Genomic DNA, 15,973 nt, shown 5'->3' on the forward strand with positions numbered 1-15,973 from the left:
TTTGAAAGAGTGAAATCCTATGCGTAAGCCAGGAGGCGCCCATCGCTGGCGCATGATTTTTACCGTGCTGGGGGCAGTTGTCTTTGCGCTGGGCAGCTTCTGGCTGCTGGAAGTAATGAACAAGAATGCCCAGGACATCACGGCCAGCAAGCATCAGGATGAGCCCGACTATTTCATCACCAATTTCAGCCTGGTGCGCATGGACTTGACGGGTAAGCCCAGCTATATCGTGTCGGGCACCAAGCTCACGCATTATCCGCTCGATGATTCATCCGATATCGATCAGCCTTTCGTGCGCAAGCTCACGCCAGGCATGCCGCCGATGAACATGAATGCGGAACTGGCGCATATCGACCAGGACAATACCCGGCTGCAACTGCACCGCAATGTCGTGATCGACCGCGTGGCCAGTCCGAAGGCGCAGAACCTGACAGTCAAGACGGAAGCGCTGACGGTATTCCCGGATGAGGAAAGAATGGAAACGGACGTGCCTGTCGATATCCTGACGGGCGCCTCGCGCATCAATGGCGTCGGCATGAAGGCCAATAACGCCACCGGCGTGGTGGAAGTGCAGAATGCGCTGCGCATGGTCCTCCCGCCGAAACCGCGCCCGGCCGCGGCGGCAAAATGACAGAATGAAACAAGGAAACCATACTATGAAGAATATCTTGCTGTTGACCGTATTTTCTCTGGCCATGATGGGCGTGGCGCATGCCGAGAAGGCCGATTCCGAGAAGGAAGCCGTCATCACGGCACGCAGCGGCCATGTTGATGACGTCAAGCAGATTCGCACCCTGACGGGCGACGTCGTGCTGGTCAAGGGCACCCTGACCATGAAGGCAGGCCGGGCCCTGATCACGGAAGATCCGCAAGGCTACCAGTTCATTACCTTCTGGGCCGATCCCGGCAAGCTGGCCACCTTCCGCCAGAAGCGCGATGGCGCGGGCGACCTGTGGGTCGAAGGCGAAGCGGAGCGCGTGGAATACGACAACAAGACGGAAGTGGTGAAACTGTTTTCCAGGGCCAAGCTGACGCGCCTGGAAGGCACGAAAGTGACCGACGTGGCCAATGGCGCCTTCATCTCGTATGACAGCCGCAAGGAAGAATTTGCGATGGAAAATTCCAACAGCGGCACCAGCACCCCGGACGGTGGCAGCGTGCGCATGGTGATCCAGCCGAAGCCCAAGGCACCGGCCACGCCCGCGCCAGGAAAGAAATAATGGACAATACTCGTTGCGGCAGCACCCTGATCGTTCGCGGGCTGCAAAAAACCTATGGCAAGCGGCAAGTCGTGCATGATGTCTCGCTGCAAGTCGAATGCGGCGAAGTGGTGGGTTTGCTGGGCCCGAACGGCGCCGGCAAGACCACCTCGTTCTACATGATCGTCGGTCTGGTGCCGTCCGATGGCGGCACCATCGATATCAGCGGCGTGGATATTTCCCGCCTGCCGATCCACCGCCGCGCGCAGATGGGCCTGTCGTATCTGCCGCAGGAAGCGTCCGTCTTCCGCAAGCTGACGGTGGAAGACAATATCCGCGCCGTGCTGGAAATCCAGACCGTCGAAGGCCGTCCTTTGAAGAAGGCCGAGATCGAGGAGCGCCTGGATAAATTGCTGGCCGACTTGCAAATTGAAAAGTTGCGCGAGAATCAGGCGCTGTCCCTGTCGGGCGGCGAGCGCCGCCGTGTGGAAATCGCCCGCGCGCTGGCCACCGACCCGCGTTTCGTGCTGCTCGACGAACCGTTTGCCGGTGTCGACCCCATCGCCGTGATCGAGATCCAGCGTATCGTGCGCTTCTTGAAGGAGCGCAATATCGGCGTGCTGATCACCGACCATAATGTGCGCGAGACGCTGGGTATCTGCGACCGTGCCTACATCATCAACCAGGGCTCGGTGCTGGCGTCGGGACGCCCCGACGACATCATCGCGAACGAGTCGGTACGCCGGGTCTATCTGGGCGAACACTTCCGCATGTGAGCCAATGAAACAATCATTGCAGCTGCGCACTTCGCAGCACCTGGCACTGACGCCGCAGTTGCAGCAATCGATACGCCTGTTGCAATTGTCTACCCTGGAATTGCACCAGGAACTAGAGCAACTGCTGACGGACAATCCCTTGCTCGAGCGCCTCGACGATCCGCTCGACCATTCGCTGCGCCTGCTGTCCGACGGGGCCCTGAGTTCCACGGCCGCGCCGGCCGAAGCACCGCCCCAGCCGCCAGGCCAGGATGCACCCGCGGCGCCAGCCGAAGCGGAAACCTTTGACGGCGAAGCGGGCGACAGCCCGGCCGCCGCGGATGGCGGCGACAGCGACTGGAGCGAGGCGAGCCGGGGCAAGGCGCCCGACGACGAAGATTCGCGTCCGCAATTGGAGGCCCACCACTGCACCCTGCGCGAGCACCTGATGGAGCAGATGCGCGTGACGGTGCTCGAGTTGCGCGACCGCGCGCTGGTCGAGCTGATCATCGACGCGCTCGACGACAATGGCTACCTGGAAGAGTCGCTCGACGACATCCTGGCGCGCTTGCCGGAAGAGCTGGAAATCGATGCCGACGAGATGCGCACGGCCTTGTCCCTGCTGCAAAGTTTCGATCCGCCCGGTGTGGGTGCGCGCAACGCGTCCGAATGCCTGGCGCTGCAAATCAAGCGCTTGCCGCACGTCGCCATGGTAACGCGGCGCATGGCCCTCGTCATCGTGGAAAAGCACCTGGCCTGGTTTGCCCAGCGCGATTTCAACAAGCTGAAAAAAGCCCTCGATTGCGACGAAGAAGACTTGCGTGAAGCGCAGACGGTGATTCGCCAGTGCAATCCGCATCCGGGCGCCGTGTTCGCCTCGGATGTGTCCGATTACGTGGTGCCCGACGTCGTCGTCAAGCGCGCGCGCAATGGCTGGCAAGTCACCCTGAACAACGACGTCATGCCGCGCCTGCGCGTCAACGCCATGTACGCCAACTTGCTCAAGCAGGGCAAGGGCGAGGGCGCCATGGGCGCGCAATTGCAGGAAGCCAAGTGGCTGATCAAGAATATGCGCCAGCGTTTCGACACGATCTTGCGTGTGGCGCAGGCGATAGTAGAAAGACAAAAGAACTTTTTCTCGCATGGGGCCGTTGCCATGCGCCCCCTTGTGCTCCGTGAAATAGCTGATACACTGGGTTTACACGAGAGTACTATCTCGCGGGTAACAACCCAAAAGTACATGCTGACCCCGCATGGCATGTTTGAGTTGAAATATTTCTTTGGTAGCCACGTCGCCACCGAAGCGGGGGGCGAAGCATCATCGACGGCGATACGGGCATTGATCGTGCAACTGACAGGAGCAGAAGACCCTAAAAATCCTTTATCCGACAGTAAGATTGCGGACATGCTGGGGGAACAAGGCATGGTGATTGCGCGACGTACTGTTGCCAAATACCGGGAAGCGTTGAAAATTCCGCCAGTGAGCCTGCGTAAGTGTTTGTAAGTTTTTTTCGGTTCCTCTGCGGGCCGGATAGGATGGACCGCACGAACCCGATCATCTTTAGGAGTGTGTATGAATCTCACCATCAGCGGACATCATCTCGAAGTGACACCAGCCATCCGTGAATACGTACAAACGAAGCTGGAGCGCGTGAAACGTCATTTCGATCAAGTTATCGATATCGCCGTGATTCTGACCGTGGATAACCTCAAAGAGAAAGAAAAACGTCAAAAGGCCGAAGTCAACCTGCGTCTGAGTGGCAAAACAGTCTATGTGGAAAGCCTGGCGCACGACCTGTATGCCGCAATCGATATCCTGATCGACAAGCTGGACAGGCAAGTGATGAAGTACAAAACCAAAGTGCAAGGGCACGGTAAAGAGGCGATCAAGCATCTGCCAGACAACTCCGAGGAAGACGCCGTCGTCGCCGTTTAAGGCCACCCGCTTCCAGCAGTTGTGATCAACTAAGGGCGCACATTGCGCCCTTTTTTGCGCCCGGACCTTTTGAACGCAATCTTCCCCGCGCAGGCGCTAAAATGTTGGCACTTTCACTTCTTTCCTGCCTGCCATGAGCGACTTCGTCCAGACCTCCATCCGCAACCGCACCGGGCACATCGTGCTCGACCGTCCGAAAGCCTTCAATTCCCTGTCGCTGGAGATGGTGCGCGCCCTGAGTGCCGTCTTGCTGGCCTGGCGCGACGATCCGCAGGTGGACGCCGTCGTGATCCGTTCCAGCAGCGAAAAAGCCCTGTGCGCCGGTGGCGATATCCGTTTCTTTTACGATGCGGGCCTGGCTACGCCGCAAGGCGGCAGTGCATTGCTGGAAGATTTCTTTACGGAAGAATACGCCTTAAATCATGTCATTCATTTTTACCCGAAACCTTATATCGCCGTGATGGATGGCGTGGTCATGGGTGGCGGCATGGGCGTGGCACAAGCCGGGCCCGGCAATCGCTTGCGCATCGTCACGGGCCGCACGCGCATGGCCATGCCGGAAGTCAATATCGGCTTGTTCCCGGACGTGGGCGGCAGTTATTTTCTGTCCCGCCTGGCTGGCCAGCTGGGCCTGTACCTGGGCTTGACGGGCTTGACGATCAACGCGGCCGATGCCCTGTACACGGGGCTGGCCGATGTCTACCTGCCCGAGGCGCAGATGGGGGCGCTGCTGGCCCTGTTCGAATCGACGCCGGGCGAGGCCTTGCCGGTGGCCATCAAGGCGCTGGCGGCACCGTTCCAGGCCGAGGCGGGGGCTTCTCCTTTGGCCACGGCGCGCGCGGCGCTGGACCGCCATTTCGGCGCCCCTTCCGTGGCGGCCATCATGGCGTCGCTGGCGCAGGACGACAGCGCGTTCGCAGGCAAGGCCCTGGCGGCCATGCGTTTGCGTTCGCCGCTGATGATGTCGGTGACCCTGGAATTGCTGCAGCGCGGTGCTCACCTGGGTGTGGCCGACTGCCTGCGCCTGGAGCGCAGCGTGGTGCGCCACAATTTCGCGCATGGCGAAGTGCTGGAAGGCGTGCGCGCGCTGGTGGTCGACAAGGACAATGCGCCACGCTGGAACCCCGCCAGCCTGGACGAGGTCGATGCGGCCATGGTGGCGCGTTTCTTTGTGCCCGTCTGGCCGGCCACGGCGCATCCGCTGCGCCACCTCGACTGATTAAGCGCGCTCGCGGTGGCGCAGCACGACTCTTTCGTTGGGGCCGAAGTATTGCGCCAGCCGTTCCGCCATGTACACGGAGCGGTGCTGGCCGCCCGTGCAACCGAGCGCCACCGTCAGGTAGCTGCGGTTGTCCGATTTGAATGACGGCAACCATTTCTCGATGAAGGCGCGGATGTCGGCCAGCAGTTCCAGCGCGCTCGGCTGCGCGTCGAGGAAGGCGATCACGGGCGCATCGCGTCCGTCGAGCGGACGCAGCGCGAGGTCGTAATAGGGATTCGGCAAGGCCCGCACATCGAAGACGAAATCGGCGTCCAGCGGCACGCCCAGTTTGAAGGCGAACGATTCGAAGAACAGGGTCAGCGGCGCGCGTTCGGAGGCGACGATATCCTTGATCCAGGCGCGCAATTTATTGGCGCTCAGTTCCGAAGTATCGATCACATGGCCCAGCTGTTCGATGGTCGACAGGCGCTCGCGTTCTTCCGAGATGCATTCGATCAGGGTGCGGCGGCTGGCGGGGTTCTGGTTCGGACGCAATTCGTGCGACAGCGGATGGCTGCGCCGCGTTTCCGAGAAGCGCGCCACCAGCGAATGCGTGGTGGCCGTGAGGAACATCACCTTGACGTCGTGCCCCTGGTCGCGCAGCAGGGCCACATTGTGCGGCAGGCTGGACAGCGACTCGGCGCTGCGCGCATCGACGGCGACGGCCAGTTGCGGTGTGCCTTCGTCGAGCAAGGTTTGCACCAGGCTGGGCAGCAAGGCCGGCGGCAGGTTGTCGACACAATAGTAGCCGGTATCTTCCAGCACATTGAGCGCGACGGATTTACCGGAGCCGGATATTCCGGTGATAAGGACGATATGCATACGCCGATCATACAATAAAGATCGGCACTGTGCTCCCAAGGCAATGATCTTTACAAATGATTGCAATTTCATATGTGTATTTCGTAGGTCGGCTTAGCGCAAAGCGGTGCAGCAGGGAATTCACGCAGCATGGCTGCGTGCCTGCGTAACGGTCCTCGCTTGCAAGCGAGGGCTCCTGCCGACACCCGCTAACAATGTTGTCGGATTACGCGGGGCTTTGCCCCGCTAATCCGACCTACGCTGTTAATCGCCACTCATGGCGAGTCGTTGCCGCTCCATGAACTCCTGCAAGGTATCGATGCCGCGCAGCTGCAGAATCGTATTGCGCACGGCCGCTTCCAGCAGCACGGCGATGTTGCGGCCGGCAGCGACGGGGATGACGACCTTGCGCACGGGCAAGCCGAGCACGTCTTCCGTGGGGAACAGGAAGGGCAGGCGTTCGACTTCCTCTTCCAGCGCGTTGCGGCGCACCAGGTGCACGATCAGTTTCAAACGCATCTTGCGGCGCACGGCCGTTTCGCCAAAGATGGCCTTGATATCGAGCAAGCCCAGGCCCCGCACTTCCAGCAGGTTTTGCAGCAGGGGCGGGCAGCGGCCTTCGATCATGTTGGGCGCGATGCGCGAGAATTCCACGGCGTCGTCGGCCACCAGGCCGTGGCTGCGCGAAATCAGTTCCAGCCCCAGCTCGCTCTTGCCCAGACCCGAATCGCCCGTGATCAGCACGCCCACGCCCAGCACGTCCATGAACACGCCATGCATGATGATGCGTTGCGCCAACTTTTTGGACAGGTAGACGCGCAGGAAGTCGATCACTTGCGCGGCCGGCAGCGGGGTCGAGAACAGGGGAATGTTTTGCTCGTCGCAGATGGCGAGGATATCGGGCGGCGTTTCCAGCCCTTGCGCGATGATCAGCGCGGGTGGGCCGCCGGCGATCAGTTCACCGATCACATGGGTGCGCGTGTTGACCTTCAGGCGCTGATAATAATTGATTTCCTGGTGGCCGAAGACCTGGATGCGGCCCGGATGGATCAGGTTCAAGTGGCCTACCTGGTCGGCGGCCGACGAGACGTCGCCCGAGATCAGGCGCTCGCCGCCGGGAAATCCGGCGAACCAGCCCAGTTGCAGACTTTCACGATTATCGTCGTACAGGCGTTGTATCGTCAGCGGCGTTTGCAACATGGCAGTCTTCTTCAGGAGTGGAGGAATACCTGAAGTTTAACCCGTCGCTTGCAGACTGGGTTGCCAATTGACGATGCGCGAATGCACGGATTTCGGTTCCGGATCCGTGGCCAGCGCCGTGCGGAAGGCATCGTCGGAAAACATTTCGGCGATTTCCGACAGGATTTCCAGATGTTGCTGGGTGACATGATCGGGAATCAGCAGGAAAAACAGCAGATTGACGGGCTTGCCATCGGGCGACTCGAACGGAATCGGCTCGGCCAGACGCACGAAGGCGCCCAGCGGGGCTTTCAGGGTCTTGCTGCCCTTGACCCTGCCATGCGGTACGGCCACGCCATGGCCCAGGCCTGTCGAGCCCAAGCGTTCGCGGGCAAACAGATTGTCCGAAACGGTAGAGCGGGCGATGCCGTAATTGTTTTCGAAGATCAGGCCGGCCTGCTCGAAGGCGCGCTTTTTACTGGACACTTCCAGGTCCAGCAGGACGTTTTCGAGGGATAGTATTTTGCTAAGATTAGTCATGACACTCAATGAAATGGTGCAATGCGCAGAGGGCTTGCGAGCCGAATTATAGGCCTGTTTCTGCGGCCTGTAACGCCAATTCTCAACAGTATACGCGCGCTGCGGGCACAGTGCGCGCTACAGCCCATGTCGCCATCATTTTAGCAAAAAAATAACACCGGGGTGTATCGGCTATTTCTTGATTAAAAACACACGGCGAACAGATTTTTCCGCCGCCGAATGCCGATTTTCCGATTTTTCAGCGTCTTTGACATGCTCTGCGGCACTACGGTAACGTTGTTTTAAAACACAGCCAACATTCCTGTTGGCATGATTTAAAGGTATTGCGCGAGGTTATTGGCGCGCATTACGCAGATTGCCCGGCATCGCTCCCGTGCTGAAGTTGCTGCGCCACGGATTGATATCGAGCCCGCCGCGGCGTGTATAGCGCGCATACACGGACAGTTTTTGCGGCTTGCACTGGCGCAAGATATCGACAAAAATGCGCTCCACGCATTGCTCATGGAATTCATTGTGTTCGCGAAAACCGATCAGGTAGCGCAGCAGGCTTTCCTGGTCGATCTGTGGTCCCGCATACGTGATCTGCACGCTGCCCCAGTCGGGCTGGCCCGTCACCAGGCAATTCGATTTGAGCAAGTGCGAGACGAGTTTTTCTTCCACCGGTGCTTCATCGAGTGCCGCCTTCAACAGCAGCGGCGAGGGCGTGTATTGCGTGATTTCCAGGTCCAGGCGGTCGAGCAGCACGCCGTCGAATTCGCCCATTTTCAGCTTGCCGAAATCTTCCTGCAAGGTCAGTTCCACTTGCACGGGCGCGCCAAAGCCATTCGACAAATCCTGCTTGAGCAAGGTCAGCAACGCTTCCGGGCTATCCAGCTTGGTCTGGTTGAACGAGTTCAGGTACAGTTTGAACGATTTCGACTCGATAATGTTCGGCGAATCGGCCGGCGCGCTGACCTTGGCAATGGCCACCTGCGGCTTGCCGCGCTGGTTCAGCCAAGACAGTTCGTACGCATTCCAGATATCGAGGCCGAAGAACGGCAAGGTGCCGTGCAATTCCAGCTCGTCGCGCTTGCCCTGGCGCGGAATCGGAAACAGCAATTCCGGTGCGTAATCGCTGCGGTAGGCGGAGCTTTTGCCCAGGGGAGATTGTTCGGCGAGGTCGTTGGTGGTGGTCATGGTCGTGTGGCGTAGTTCGGTCAAGGACGCATGGTAGCCTATTTCAACCCAACGGCAGGGACCGGGGTCAGACCCGACGGGGGAATGCGCCCCGGTGGGGTGCATTCCGATCGCGAAGCGACTGACCCTGCTATTACCCGAGGAACAGTTTGTACACAGGATTGCTGCTCTCATCCCAATAACGATAGCCGAGGGTATCGAGGAAGCGGGCGAATTCTCCCATCTCATCGGGCGGCACTTGCAGGCCCACCAGGATGCGGCCCACGTCGCCGCCCTGGCTGCGGTAATGGCACAGGGAAATATTCCAGTTCGGCGCCATGCTGTCGAGGAAGCGCATCAGCGCGCCGGGGCGCTCGGGAAATTCAAAGCGGTACAGCAGCTCGTCCTGTGCCAGGCGGCTCTTGCCACCGACCAGGTGGCGGATGTGCGACTTGGCCAGCTCGTCGTGGGTCAAGTCCAGCGTCTTGAATTCATGCTCTTCGAATTTCTTCGCCATCGCCCCGGATTCATGCCGGTCGGCAATCTGGATGCCGACGAATACGTGCGCGGCTTTTTCATCGCTGATGCGGTAGTTAAATTCCGTCACGTTGCGCGCGCCGATGAGCGAGCAGAAGCGTTTGAAGCTGCCCCGCTGTTCGCGCATGGTGACGGCAAACACGGCTTCGCGGAACTCGCCCAGCTCGGCACGCTCGGCGACGAAGCGCAGGCGGTCGAAATTCATGTTGGCGCCGCAGGCGATGGTGACCAGCGTCTGGTTGACGATGGGGTGTTTGCTCAGGCTGGCCCGCTCCACGTAGGCCTTGGCGCCCGCGATGGCCAGTGCGCCGGCCGGTTCCAGAATGGAGCGCGTATCCGTAAACACATCCTTGATGGCGGCGCAGATGGCGTCCGTGTCGACGATGATGATCTCATCGACATATTGCTGCGCCAAACGGAAGGTTTCCTCGCCCACCAGGCGCACGGCCGTGCCGTCCGAAAACAGGCCCACGTCGGGCAGGGTGACCCGTTCGCCCGCTTTCAGCGAGCGCGCCATGGCGTCCGAATCGACCGTTTGCACGCCGATGATCTTGATGTCGGGGCGAATCTGTTTCACATAAGCAGCCACGCCGGCGATCAGGCCGCCGCCGCCGATGGCGACGAAGATGGCGTGGATGGGGCCGGAATGCTGGCGCAGGATTTCCATGCCGATCGTGCCCTGGCCGGCGATCACGTCCGGATCGTCGAACGGGTGCACGAAGGTCAGCTTCTGTTCTTTTTCCAGGGTCAGCGCGTGGTTGTAGGCGTCCGTGTAGGACTCGCCGTGCAGCACGATTTCCACATGCACGCCGCCGCGCGCCTTGACGGCGTCGATCTTGACGGGGGGCGTGGTGGTGGGCATGACGATGACGGCGCGGCAGCCCATGCGCGCGGCCGACAGGGCCACGCCCTGGGCGTGGTTGCCGGCCGAAGCGCAAATGACGCCGCGCTTGCGTTCCGCATCGCTGAGCTGGGCCATCTTGTTGTAGGCGCCGCGAATCTTGAAGCTGAACACGCTTTGCATGTCTTCGCGCTTGAAGTAAATCTGGTTGTTCAGGCGCTGCGACAGGGCAGGGGCCAGTTCCAGCGGCGTTTCGGTGGCGACGTCATAGACGCGGGCGGTCAGGATTTTCTTGAGGTAGTCGATGTTCATAGTCTGCTAGCAAGTGATTCTGGGCCAGAAAGGTACTGGAGCGTGTCGGTCGATAGCGGCGGCGCCGCGGCGGATAGCCTGGCGACAATAATGCTCTGTGGAACTGCGGGCGGGTATGCCTTTGCCGGCTGGCGCGATGTGTGCGGCGCGCAGGCTGCTCTTCATTATAATGGAGAGCCTTACTGCATCGCGAAGTGTTCCATGATCGAATCCGCAATCGCCTGGCTGCTGCAGTTGATCGCAGCACCGGAAGTCGGGCTGACCTCGGTCTTTCTGATCAGCTTTATTTCCGCCACCTTGTTGCCGCTCGGCTCGGAGCCGGCCGTGTTTGCCGTCATCAAGGCCAATCCCGCACTGTTCTGGGCCGCCATCGGCGTCGCCACCCTGGGCAATACCCTGGGCGGCATGGTCGACTACTGGATGGGCTACCGGGCCAAGCAGGCGTTCGCCAAGGAGCGCGACACGCGCTGGTTCCGCTGGCTGGCCCGTTATGGCGCCAAGACCATGTTGCTGGCCTGGCTGCCCCTCGTGGGCGACCCCCTGTGCACCCTGGCGGGCTGGCTCAAGCTGCCGTTCTGGCCCAGCGTGGCCTACATGGCCATCGGCAAGTGCGCGCGCTACCTGAGCATGACGGCTTTGCTGCTGTACGTGCCCGATGGCGTGTGGCACCGGATCGGGCAAATGCTGGCGTAACGGCACGCAAACGGGCGTAATGCAACGCCTGTTTGCCCTATTTTTGGGCAGTTCGATAGTTTGCAGTAGAGTCCGATTCTTGGCATTTTTGCGTCAAAAAATCATGGAAACTGGTTTTTTATTCATGCAAAAGTAGGCTTTTCCGTATTTGCTATGGCAGCGGATGAGGTGCTTAAACCTTAGGCGGCCTAAGGCTGTTCCGGCATGGTGCGGCGCAATAAGATAAAATGGTCCTTTAGGGTCCAGTCCACATCGTCACCACATTCCATGAACGCTCCCGCACATATCCAAGCTTTACTGGCAGAAACGCCGAATGGTCCCGCAGCAAGCCGCCTGCGCGAAATCCCGTATAACTACACGTCGTTTTCCGATCGCGAGATCGTCATACGCCTGTTGGGGGAGGACTCCTGGCGCCTGCTCGACGAGCTGCGCGGCGCCCGTCAGACGGGCCGTTCGGCCCGCATGCTGTACGAGGTGCTGGGCGATATCTGGGTGGTGCGCCGCAACCCCTACCTGCAGGATGACTTGCTCGACAACCCGAAGCGCCGCCAGGGCTTGATCGATGCCTTGCATCACCGCCTGGCCGAAGTCGACAAGCGCCGCCTGGGCATCGATGCGGCCGGCGGCGACGTCGCGGCCAGTGGCGAAGCGCCGGAAGTGGCCAAGGCGCGCAGCGCCAACGTGGAACTGCTGCTGAAAGCGGCCAGCAAGGCCGTGGCCGACTTCGGCGACGAATTCCGCAAGACCTATGACTTGCGCAAGCGCACGGTCAAGGTGCTGGGCCGCTACACGGAAAAACACAATGTGCGCTTCGACGGCATGACGCGCGTGTCGCACGTGACGGATGCCACCGACTGGCGCGTGGAATACCCGTTCGTCGTGCTCACGCCCGACACGGAAGAGGAAATGGCCGGCCTGGTGAAGGGCTGTATCGAGCTGGGGCTGACCATCATCCCGCGCGGCGGCGGCACCGGCTACACGGGCGGCGCGATTCCATTGACGCCGATGTCGGCCGTCATCAACACGGAAAAACTCATCACCTTGGGTGCCGTGGAAATGACGGTCTTGCCGGGATTGAACCACGAATATGCGACGATCAATTCGGGCGCGGGCGTGATCACGAACAAGGTGTCGGAAGCGGCGGAAAAGGCTGGTTTCGTGTTTGCCGTCGACCCGACCTCGGCCCACGCTTCTTGCATCGGCGGTAACGTTGCCATGAATGCGGGCGGCAAGAAGGCCGTGCTGTGGGGCACGGCGCTGGACAACCTGGCGTCGTGGCGCATGGTCGACCCGAACGGCGACTGGCTCGATGTCACGCGCCTGGACCATAACCTGGGCAAGATCCACGATATCGCACTGGCACGTTTCCAGCTGGAATGGCGTCACCCAAGCACGCGCGACGCGACGAAACCGAACGCGCCGTTCAAGACGGAAATCCTGGAAATTCCTGGCCGCAAGTTCCGTAAAGAGGGCCTGGGCAAGGACGTGACGGACAAATTCCTCGCCGGCTTGCCGGGCATCCAGAAAGAAGGCTGCGACGGCCTCATTACGTCGGCGCGCTGGATCTTGCACAAGATGCCGAAATTCGCCCGCACCGTCTGCCTGGAATTCTTTGGCCAGGCGCGCGATGCGATCCCGTCGATCGTGGAAATCAAGGATTACCTCGATGGCTTGCCGGCCAAGGGCGAGCAATACACGAGCATCCGCCTGGCGGGCCTGGAACACCTGGATGAGCGCTACCTGCGCGCCGTCGGCTACGCCACCAAGTCGAAGCGGGGCGTGCTGCCGAAGATGGCCCTGTTTGGCGACATCGTCGGCGACGATGAAAATGCTGTCGCGCAAGCGGCGTCGGAAGTGGTGCGCATCGCCAACACCCGCGTGGGTGAAGGCTTTGTTGCCGTCAGCCCGGAAGCGCGCAAGAAATTCTGGCTCGACCGCGCCCGCACGGCGGCGATCGCCAAGCACACCAACGCGTTCAAGATCAATGAAGATGTGGTGATTCCGCTCAATCGCATGGGCGAATACACGGATGGTATCGAGCGCATCAATATCGAACTGTCGATCAAGAACAAGCTGCAACTGGCCGATGCCCTGAGTGAATTCTTTGCCAAGGGTAACTTGCCAATTGGCAAGAGCGACGACGCCTCGGACGACCGGGTCGATGACGCGGAAATGCTGGGCGACCGTGCCGAGCAGGCGCAGCAGTTGCTGGCGCAAGTCACGGCACGCTGGACCTATCTGCTGGCCCAGCTGGATCGTCCGCTGACCGACGTGAAGGGCGAACTGGCTGAACTGGGCATGGAGCGTTTGCTGCCCGTCTTCGATGCACGCCTGGAAACACAGCCGGACGCCACCCTGTTCGACGTGGTGCAGGACCGCACCGTGCGCATCACCTGGAAGCAAGAAATCCGCGCCCAGCTGCGCCAGATCTTCAATGGCGCCGCTTTTAAACTGATACTCGACGAAGCGACGGCGATTCATGCGCGCATCCTGCGTTCGCGCGTATTTGTCGCGCTGCACATGCATGCGGGCGACGGCAACGTGCACACGAACTTGCCCGTCAACTCGGACAATTACGACATGCTGCAAGATGCCCACGCCGCCGTGGGCCGCATCATGATCCTGGCCCGCTCGCTGAATGGCGTCATTTCGGGCGAACACGGTATCGGCATCACCAAGCTGGAATTTTTGACGGAAGAAGAAATCGGCGAGTTCCGCAGCTACAAGCAGCGCATCGACCCGGAAGGCCGTTTTAATAAAGGCAAATTGCTGAACCTGCCAAGCATGGGCGCCGACTTGCGCAATGCCTACACGCCATCGTTCGGCCTGATGGGCCACGAATCGCTGATCATGCAGCAAAGCGACATCGGCGCCATTGCCGACAGCGTCAAGGATTGCTTGCGCTGCGGTAAATGCAAACCCGTCTGCGCGACCCATGTGCCGCGCGCCAACTTGCTGTACTCGCCGCGCGACAAGATCCTGGCGACGTCCTCGCTGATCGAAGCCTTCCTGTACGAAGAGCAGACGCGGCGCGGTATTTCCATCAAGCATTGGGAAGAGTTCGAAGACGTGGCCGACCACTGCACGGTGTGCCATAAATGCGTCACGCCCTGTCCCGTCAACATCGACTTCGGCGACGTGTCGATGAACATGCGTAACTTGCTGCGCAAGATGGACAAGAAAAGCTTCAATCCGGGCACCAAGGCGACGATGCTGTTCCTCAATGCCACCGATCCCGTGACCATCAATGCCACGCGCAAGGTCATGATTGACTGGGGCTACAAGGCGCAGCGCCTGGGCCACGATCTGCTGAAGAAGTTTGCCAAGAAGCAGACCAAGGCGCCGCCGCCATCGACGGGCAAGCCGCCTGTCAAGGCGCAGGTGATTCACTTCATCAACAAAAAAATGCCGGGCAACTTGCCGAAGAAAACGGCGCGCGCGCTGCTCGACATCGAAGACGATAAAGTCATTCCGATCATCCGCAATCCGAAGACGACCACGGCCGATACGGAAGCCGTGTTTTACTTCCCCGGTTGTGGTTCGGAGCGATTGTTCTCGCAAGTGGGCCTGGCCACGCAAGCGATGCTGTGGGAAGTGGGCGTGCAGACGGTCTTGCCGCCAGGCTACCTGTGCTGCGGTTATCCGCAGCGGGGCGCTGGCGAGTTCGACAAGGCCGAGAAGATGATGACGGACAACCGCGTCCTGTTCCACCGCATGGCCAACACGCTCAATTACCTCGACATCAAGACGGTGCTGGTGTCGTGCGGCACCTGCTATGACCAGCTGGCAACGTACCAGTTTGAAAAGATTTTCCCCGGCTGCCGCATCATGGATATCCATGAGTACTTGCTGGAGAAAAACGTCAAGCTGGAAGGCGTCAACGGCACGCGTTATATGTACCACGAGCCATGCCACAATCCGATGAAGTTGCAAGAGTCGGGCAAGACCATCAATTCCCTGATCAGCACGGTGGATAACGTGAAGATCGAGAAAAATGACCGTTGCTGTGGCGAATCGGGCTCGCTGGCCGTCACGCGCCCCGACATTTCCACGCAAGTGCGTTTCCGCAAGGAAGAAGAGATGGTCAAGGGCGCCGACAAGCTGCGCGGCGACGGGTTCACGGGTGACGTGAAAATCCTCACCAGCTGCCCGTCGTGCCTGCAAGGCTTGTCGCGCTACAATGATGATTCGGGCACGACGGCCGACTACATCGTCGTCGAGATCGCCAAACACTTGCTGGGAGAGAACTGGATGCCGGATTACGTGAAACGCGCCAATGACGGCGGCATCGAACGGGTGCTGGTGTAATGTCCACGCCTTGCGATCTGTGTCAGTTGCTGGACGGCTACGCCAACAAGCAGGGTCTGGAGACCTTGCTGTGGCGCAGCGAGCGCTTGTCCGTGGTGGCCGTCGATGATCCAAGCTACCCCGGCTTTTGCCGCGTGATCTGGAACAAGCACGTGAAGGAAATGACGGACTTGACGCCCGGTGAGCGCAATTACGTCATGGAAGTCGTGTGGCAAGTCGAGCTGGCCGTGCGTGAAGTGATGCAGCCGGAAAAGGTCAATCTGGCCAGTTTCGGCAACATGACGCCGCATGTGCACTGGCACGTGATTCCCCGCTACCGCGACGATGCGCATTTCCCGAACCCCAGCTGGGCGGTGATCCAGCGCGAGACGGCGCCCCAGGTGCTGGCTGCGCGCCGCGCCCTGTTGCCGGCCTTGCGCGACGCCATCATTCAACGTTTATCCGCATAAAGTATCG

14 protein-coding genes are annotated in these 15,973 nt (G+C 60.3%); 9 read left to right on the forward strand and 5 right to left on the reverse strand.

Annotated elements, in window-relative coordinates; genetic code table 11:
* The first annotated feature begins 19 nt into the window (after positions 1–19).
* From lptC to ACP7EG_RS10180, 6 genes are all read left to right on the forward strand, one after another.
* On the forward strand, positions 20–631 hold the full coding sequence (lptC, locus tag ACP7EG_RS10155; RefSeq protein ID WP_426087493.1) for an LPS export ABC transporter periplasmic protein LptC: 612 nt from the start codon (positions 20–22) through the stop codon (positions 629–631).
* Positions 632–656: 25 nt separating this feature from the next.
* Positions 657–1,220, forward strand: a complete 564-nt coding sequence (gene lptA / locus ACP7EG_RS10160) for a lipopolysaccharide transport periplasmic protein LptA (RefSeq protein WP_426087494.1) — start codon at positions 657–659, stop codon at positions 1,218–1,220.
* Positions 1,220–1,975, forward strand: a complete 756-nt coding sequence (gene lptB / locus ACP7EG_RS10165; RefSeq protein WP_071079722.1) for an LPS export ABC transporter ATP-binding protein — start codon at positions 1,220–1,222, stop codon at positions 1,973–1,975. Before lptA ends, lptB begins: the two co-directional genes overlap by 1 nt.
* Positions 1,976–1,979: 4 nt before the next feature.
* Positions 1,980–3,458, forward strand: coding sequence for an RNA polymerase factor sigma-54 (locus tag ACP7EG_RS10170; protein WP_096233527.1), 1,479 nt, complete (start codon positions 1,980–1,982; stop codon positions 3,456–3,458).
* Between the two features lie 69 nt (positions 3,459–3,527).
* Positions 3,528–3,890, forward strand: a complete 363-nt coding sequence (gene hpf, locus ACP7EG_RS10175; RefSeq protein ID WP_141171519.1) for a ribosome hibernation-promoting factor, HPF/YfiA family — start codon at positions 3,528–3,530, stop codon at positions 3,888–3,890.
* A gap of 133 nt (positions 3,891–4,023) precedes the next feature.
* Positions 4,024–5,109, forward strand: a complete 1,086-nt coding sequence (locus ACP7EG_RS10180; RefSeq protein ID WP_426087495.1) for an enoyl-CoA hydratase/isomerase family protein — start codon at positions 4,024–4,026, stop codon at positions 5,107–5,109.
* Here ACP7EG_RS10180 and rapZ read toward each other — a convergent pair whose 3' ends face one another.
* The 5 genes from rapZ to ilvA form a co-directional block, all read right to left on the reverse strand.
* Positions 5,110–5,973, reverse strand: coding sequence for an RNase adapter RapZ (gene rapZ, locus ACP7EG_RS10185; protein WP_426087496.1), 864 nt, complete (start codon positions 5,971–5,973; stop codon positions 5,110–5,112).
* Positions 5,974–6,216: 243 nt separating this feature from the next.
* Entirely contained in the window at positions 6,217–7,152 is a 936-nt protein-coding gene (gene hprK / locus ACP7EG_RS10190; protein WP_034753337.1) for an HPr(Ser) kinase/phosphatase, read from the reverse strand.
* Positions 7,153–7,188: 36 nt separating this feature from the next.
* Positions 7,189–7,671 carry a PTS sugar transporter subunit IIA gene (locus ACP7EG_RS10195; protein ID WP_096233534.1) on the reverse strand — a complete coding sequence of 161 codons (483 nt, stop codon included), beginning with the start codon at positions 7,669–7,671 and terminating at the stop codon, positions 7,189–7,191.
* Between the two features lie 333 nt (positions 7,672–8,004).
* The gene (gene queF, locus ACP7EG_RS10200; RefSeq protein WP_426087637.1) at positions 8,005–8,847 is read right to left on the reverse strand and encodes an NADPH-dependent 7-cyano-7-deazaguanine reductase QueF; all 843 of its coding nucleotides are present in this window, start codon (positions 8,845–8,847) and stop codon (positions 8,005–8,007) included.
* A gap of 133 nt (positions 8,848–8,980) precedes the next feature.
* On the reverse strand, positions 8,981–10,516 hold the full coding sequence (ilvA, locus tag ACP7EG_RS10205) for a threonine ammonia-lyase, biosynthetic (RefSeq protein ID WP_426087497.1): 1,536 nt from the start codon (positions 10,514–10,516) through the stop codon (positions 8,981–8,983).
* 201 nt (positions 10,517–10,717) lie between these two features.
* Here ilvA and ACP7EG_RS10210 point away from each other — a divergent pair, with 201 nt between their 5' ends.
* The 3 genes from ACP7EG_RS10210 to ACP7EG_RS10220 all read left to right on the forward strand — a co-directional run bounded on the left by ACP7EG_RS10210 (position 10,718) and on the right by ACP7EG_RS10220 (position 15,966).
* Positions 10,718–11,209 carry a YqaA family protein gene (locus ACP7EG_RS10210; protein ID WP_071079715.1) on the forward strand — a complete coding sequence of 164 codons (492 nt, stop codon included), beginning with the start codon at positions 10,718–10,720 and terminating at the stop codon, positions 11,207–11,209.
* Positions 11,210–11,476: 267 nt separating this feature from the next.
* The gene (locus tag ACP7EG_RS10215) at positions 11,477–15,517 is read left to right on the forward strand and encodes a DUF3683 domain-containing protein (RefSeq protein ID WP_426087498.1); all 4,041 of its coding nucleotides are present in this window, start codon (positions 11,477–11,479) and stop codon (positions 15,515–15,517) included.
* Complete coding sequence (locus tag ACP7EG_RS10220) at positions 15,517–15,966, forward strand: HIT family protein (RefSeq protein ID WP_426087499.1); 450 nt, start codon at positions 15,517–15,519, stop codon at positions 15,964–15,966. Before ACP7EG_RS10215 ends, ACP7EG_RS10220 begins: the two co-directional genes overlap by 1 nt.
* The last annotated feature ends 7 nt before the right edge of the window (positions 15,967–15,973 follow it).

Source organism: Janthinobacterium sp. PSPC1-1 (genome assembly GCF_049897625.1).
In the GTDB taxonomy this organism is placed as follows: Bacteria; Pseudomonadota; Gammaproteobacteria; order Burkholderiales; family Burkholderiaceae_D; genus Janthinobacterium; species Janthinobacterium tructae.

Bases quoted from the DNA above. Each gene is read 5' to 3' on its own strand.
- lptC (WP_426087493.1), top strand. From the start codon at position 20: ATGCGTAAGCCAGGAGGCGCCCATCGCTGGCGCATGATTTTTACCGTG.
- lptA (WP_426087494.1), top strand. From the start codon at position 657: ATGAAGAATATCTTGCTGTTGACCGTATTTTCTCTGGCCATGATGGGC.
- lptB (WP_071079722.1), top strand. From the start codon at position 1,220: ATGGACAATACTCGTTGCGGCAGCACCCTGATCGTTCGCGGGCTGCAA.
- ACP7EG_RS10170 (WP_096233527.1), top strand. From the start codon at position 1,980: ATGAAACAATCATTGCAGCTGCGCACTTCGCAGCACCTGGCACTGACG.
- hpf (WP_141171519.1), top strand. From the start codon at position 3,528: ATGAATCTCACCATCAGCGGACATCATCTCGAAGTGACACCAGCCATC.
- ACP7EG_RS10180 (WP_426087495.1), top strand. From the start codon at position 4,024: ATGAGCGACTTCGTCCAGACCTCCATCCGCAACCGCACCGGGCACATC.
- rapZ (WP_426087496.1), bottom strand. From the start codon at position 5,973: ATGCATATCGTCCTTATCACCGGAATATCCGGCTCCGGTAAATCCGTC.
- hprK (WP_034753337.1), bottom strand. From the start codon at position 7,152: ATGTTGCAAACGCCGCTGACGATACAACGCCTGTACGACGATAATCGT.
- ACP7EG_RS10195 (WP_096233534.1), bottom strand. From the start codon at position 7,671: ATGACTAATCTTAGCAAAATACTATCCCTCGAAAACGTCCTGCTGGAC.
- queF (WP_426087637.1), bottom strand. From the start codon at position 8,847: ATGACCACCACCAACGACCTCGCCGAACAATCTCCCCTGGGCAAAAGC.
- ilvA (WP_426087497.1), bottom strand. From the start codon at position 10,516: ATGAACATCGACTACCTCAAGAAAATCCTGACCGCCCGCGTCTATGAC.
- ACP7EG_RS10210 (WP_071079715.1), top strand. From the start codon at position 10,718: ATGATCGAATCCGCAATCGCCTGGCTGCTGCAGTTGATCGCAGCACCG.
- ACP7EG_RS10215 (WP_426087498.1), top strand. From the start codon at position 11,477: ATGAACGCTCCCGCACATATCCAAGCTTTACTGGCAGAAACGCCGAAT.
- ACP7EG_RS10220 (WP_426087499.1), top strand. From the start codon at position 15,517: ATGTCCACGCCTTGCGATCTGTGTCAGTTGCTGGACGGCTACGCCAAC.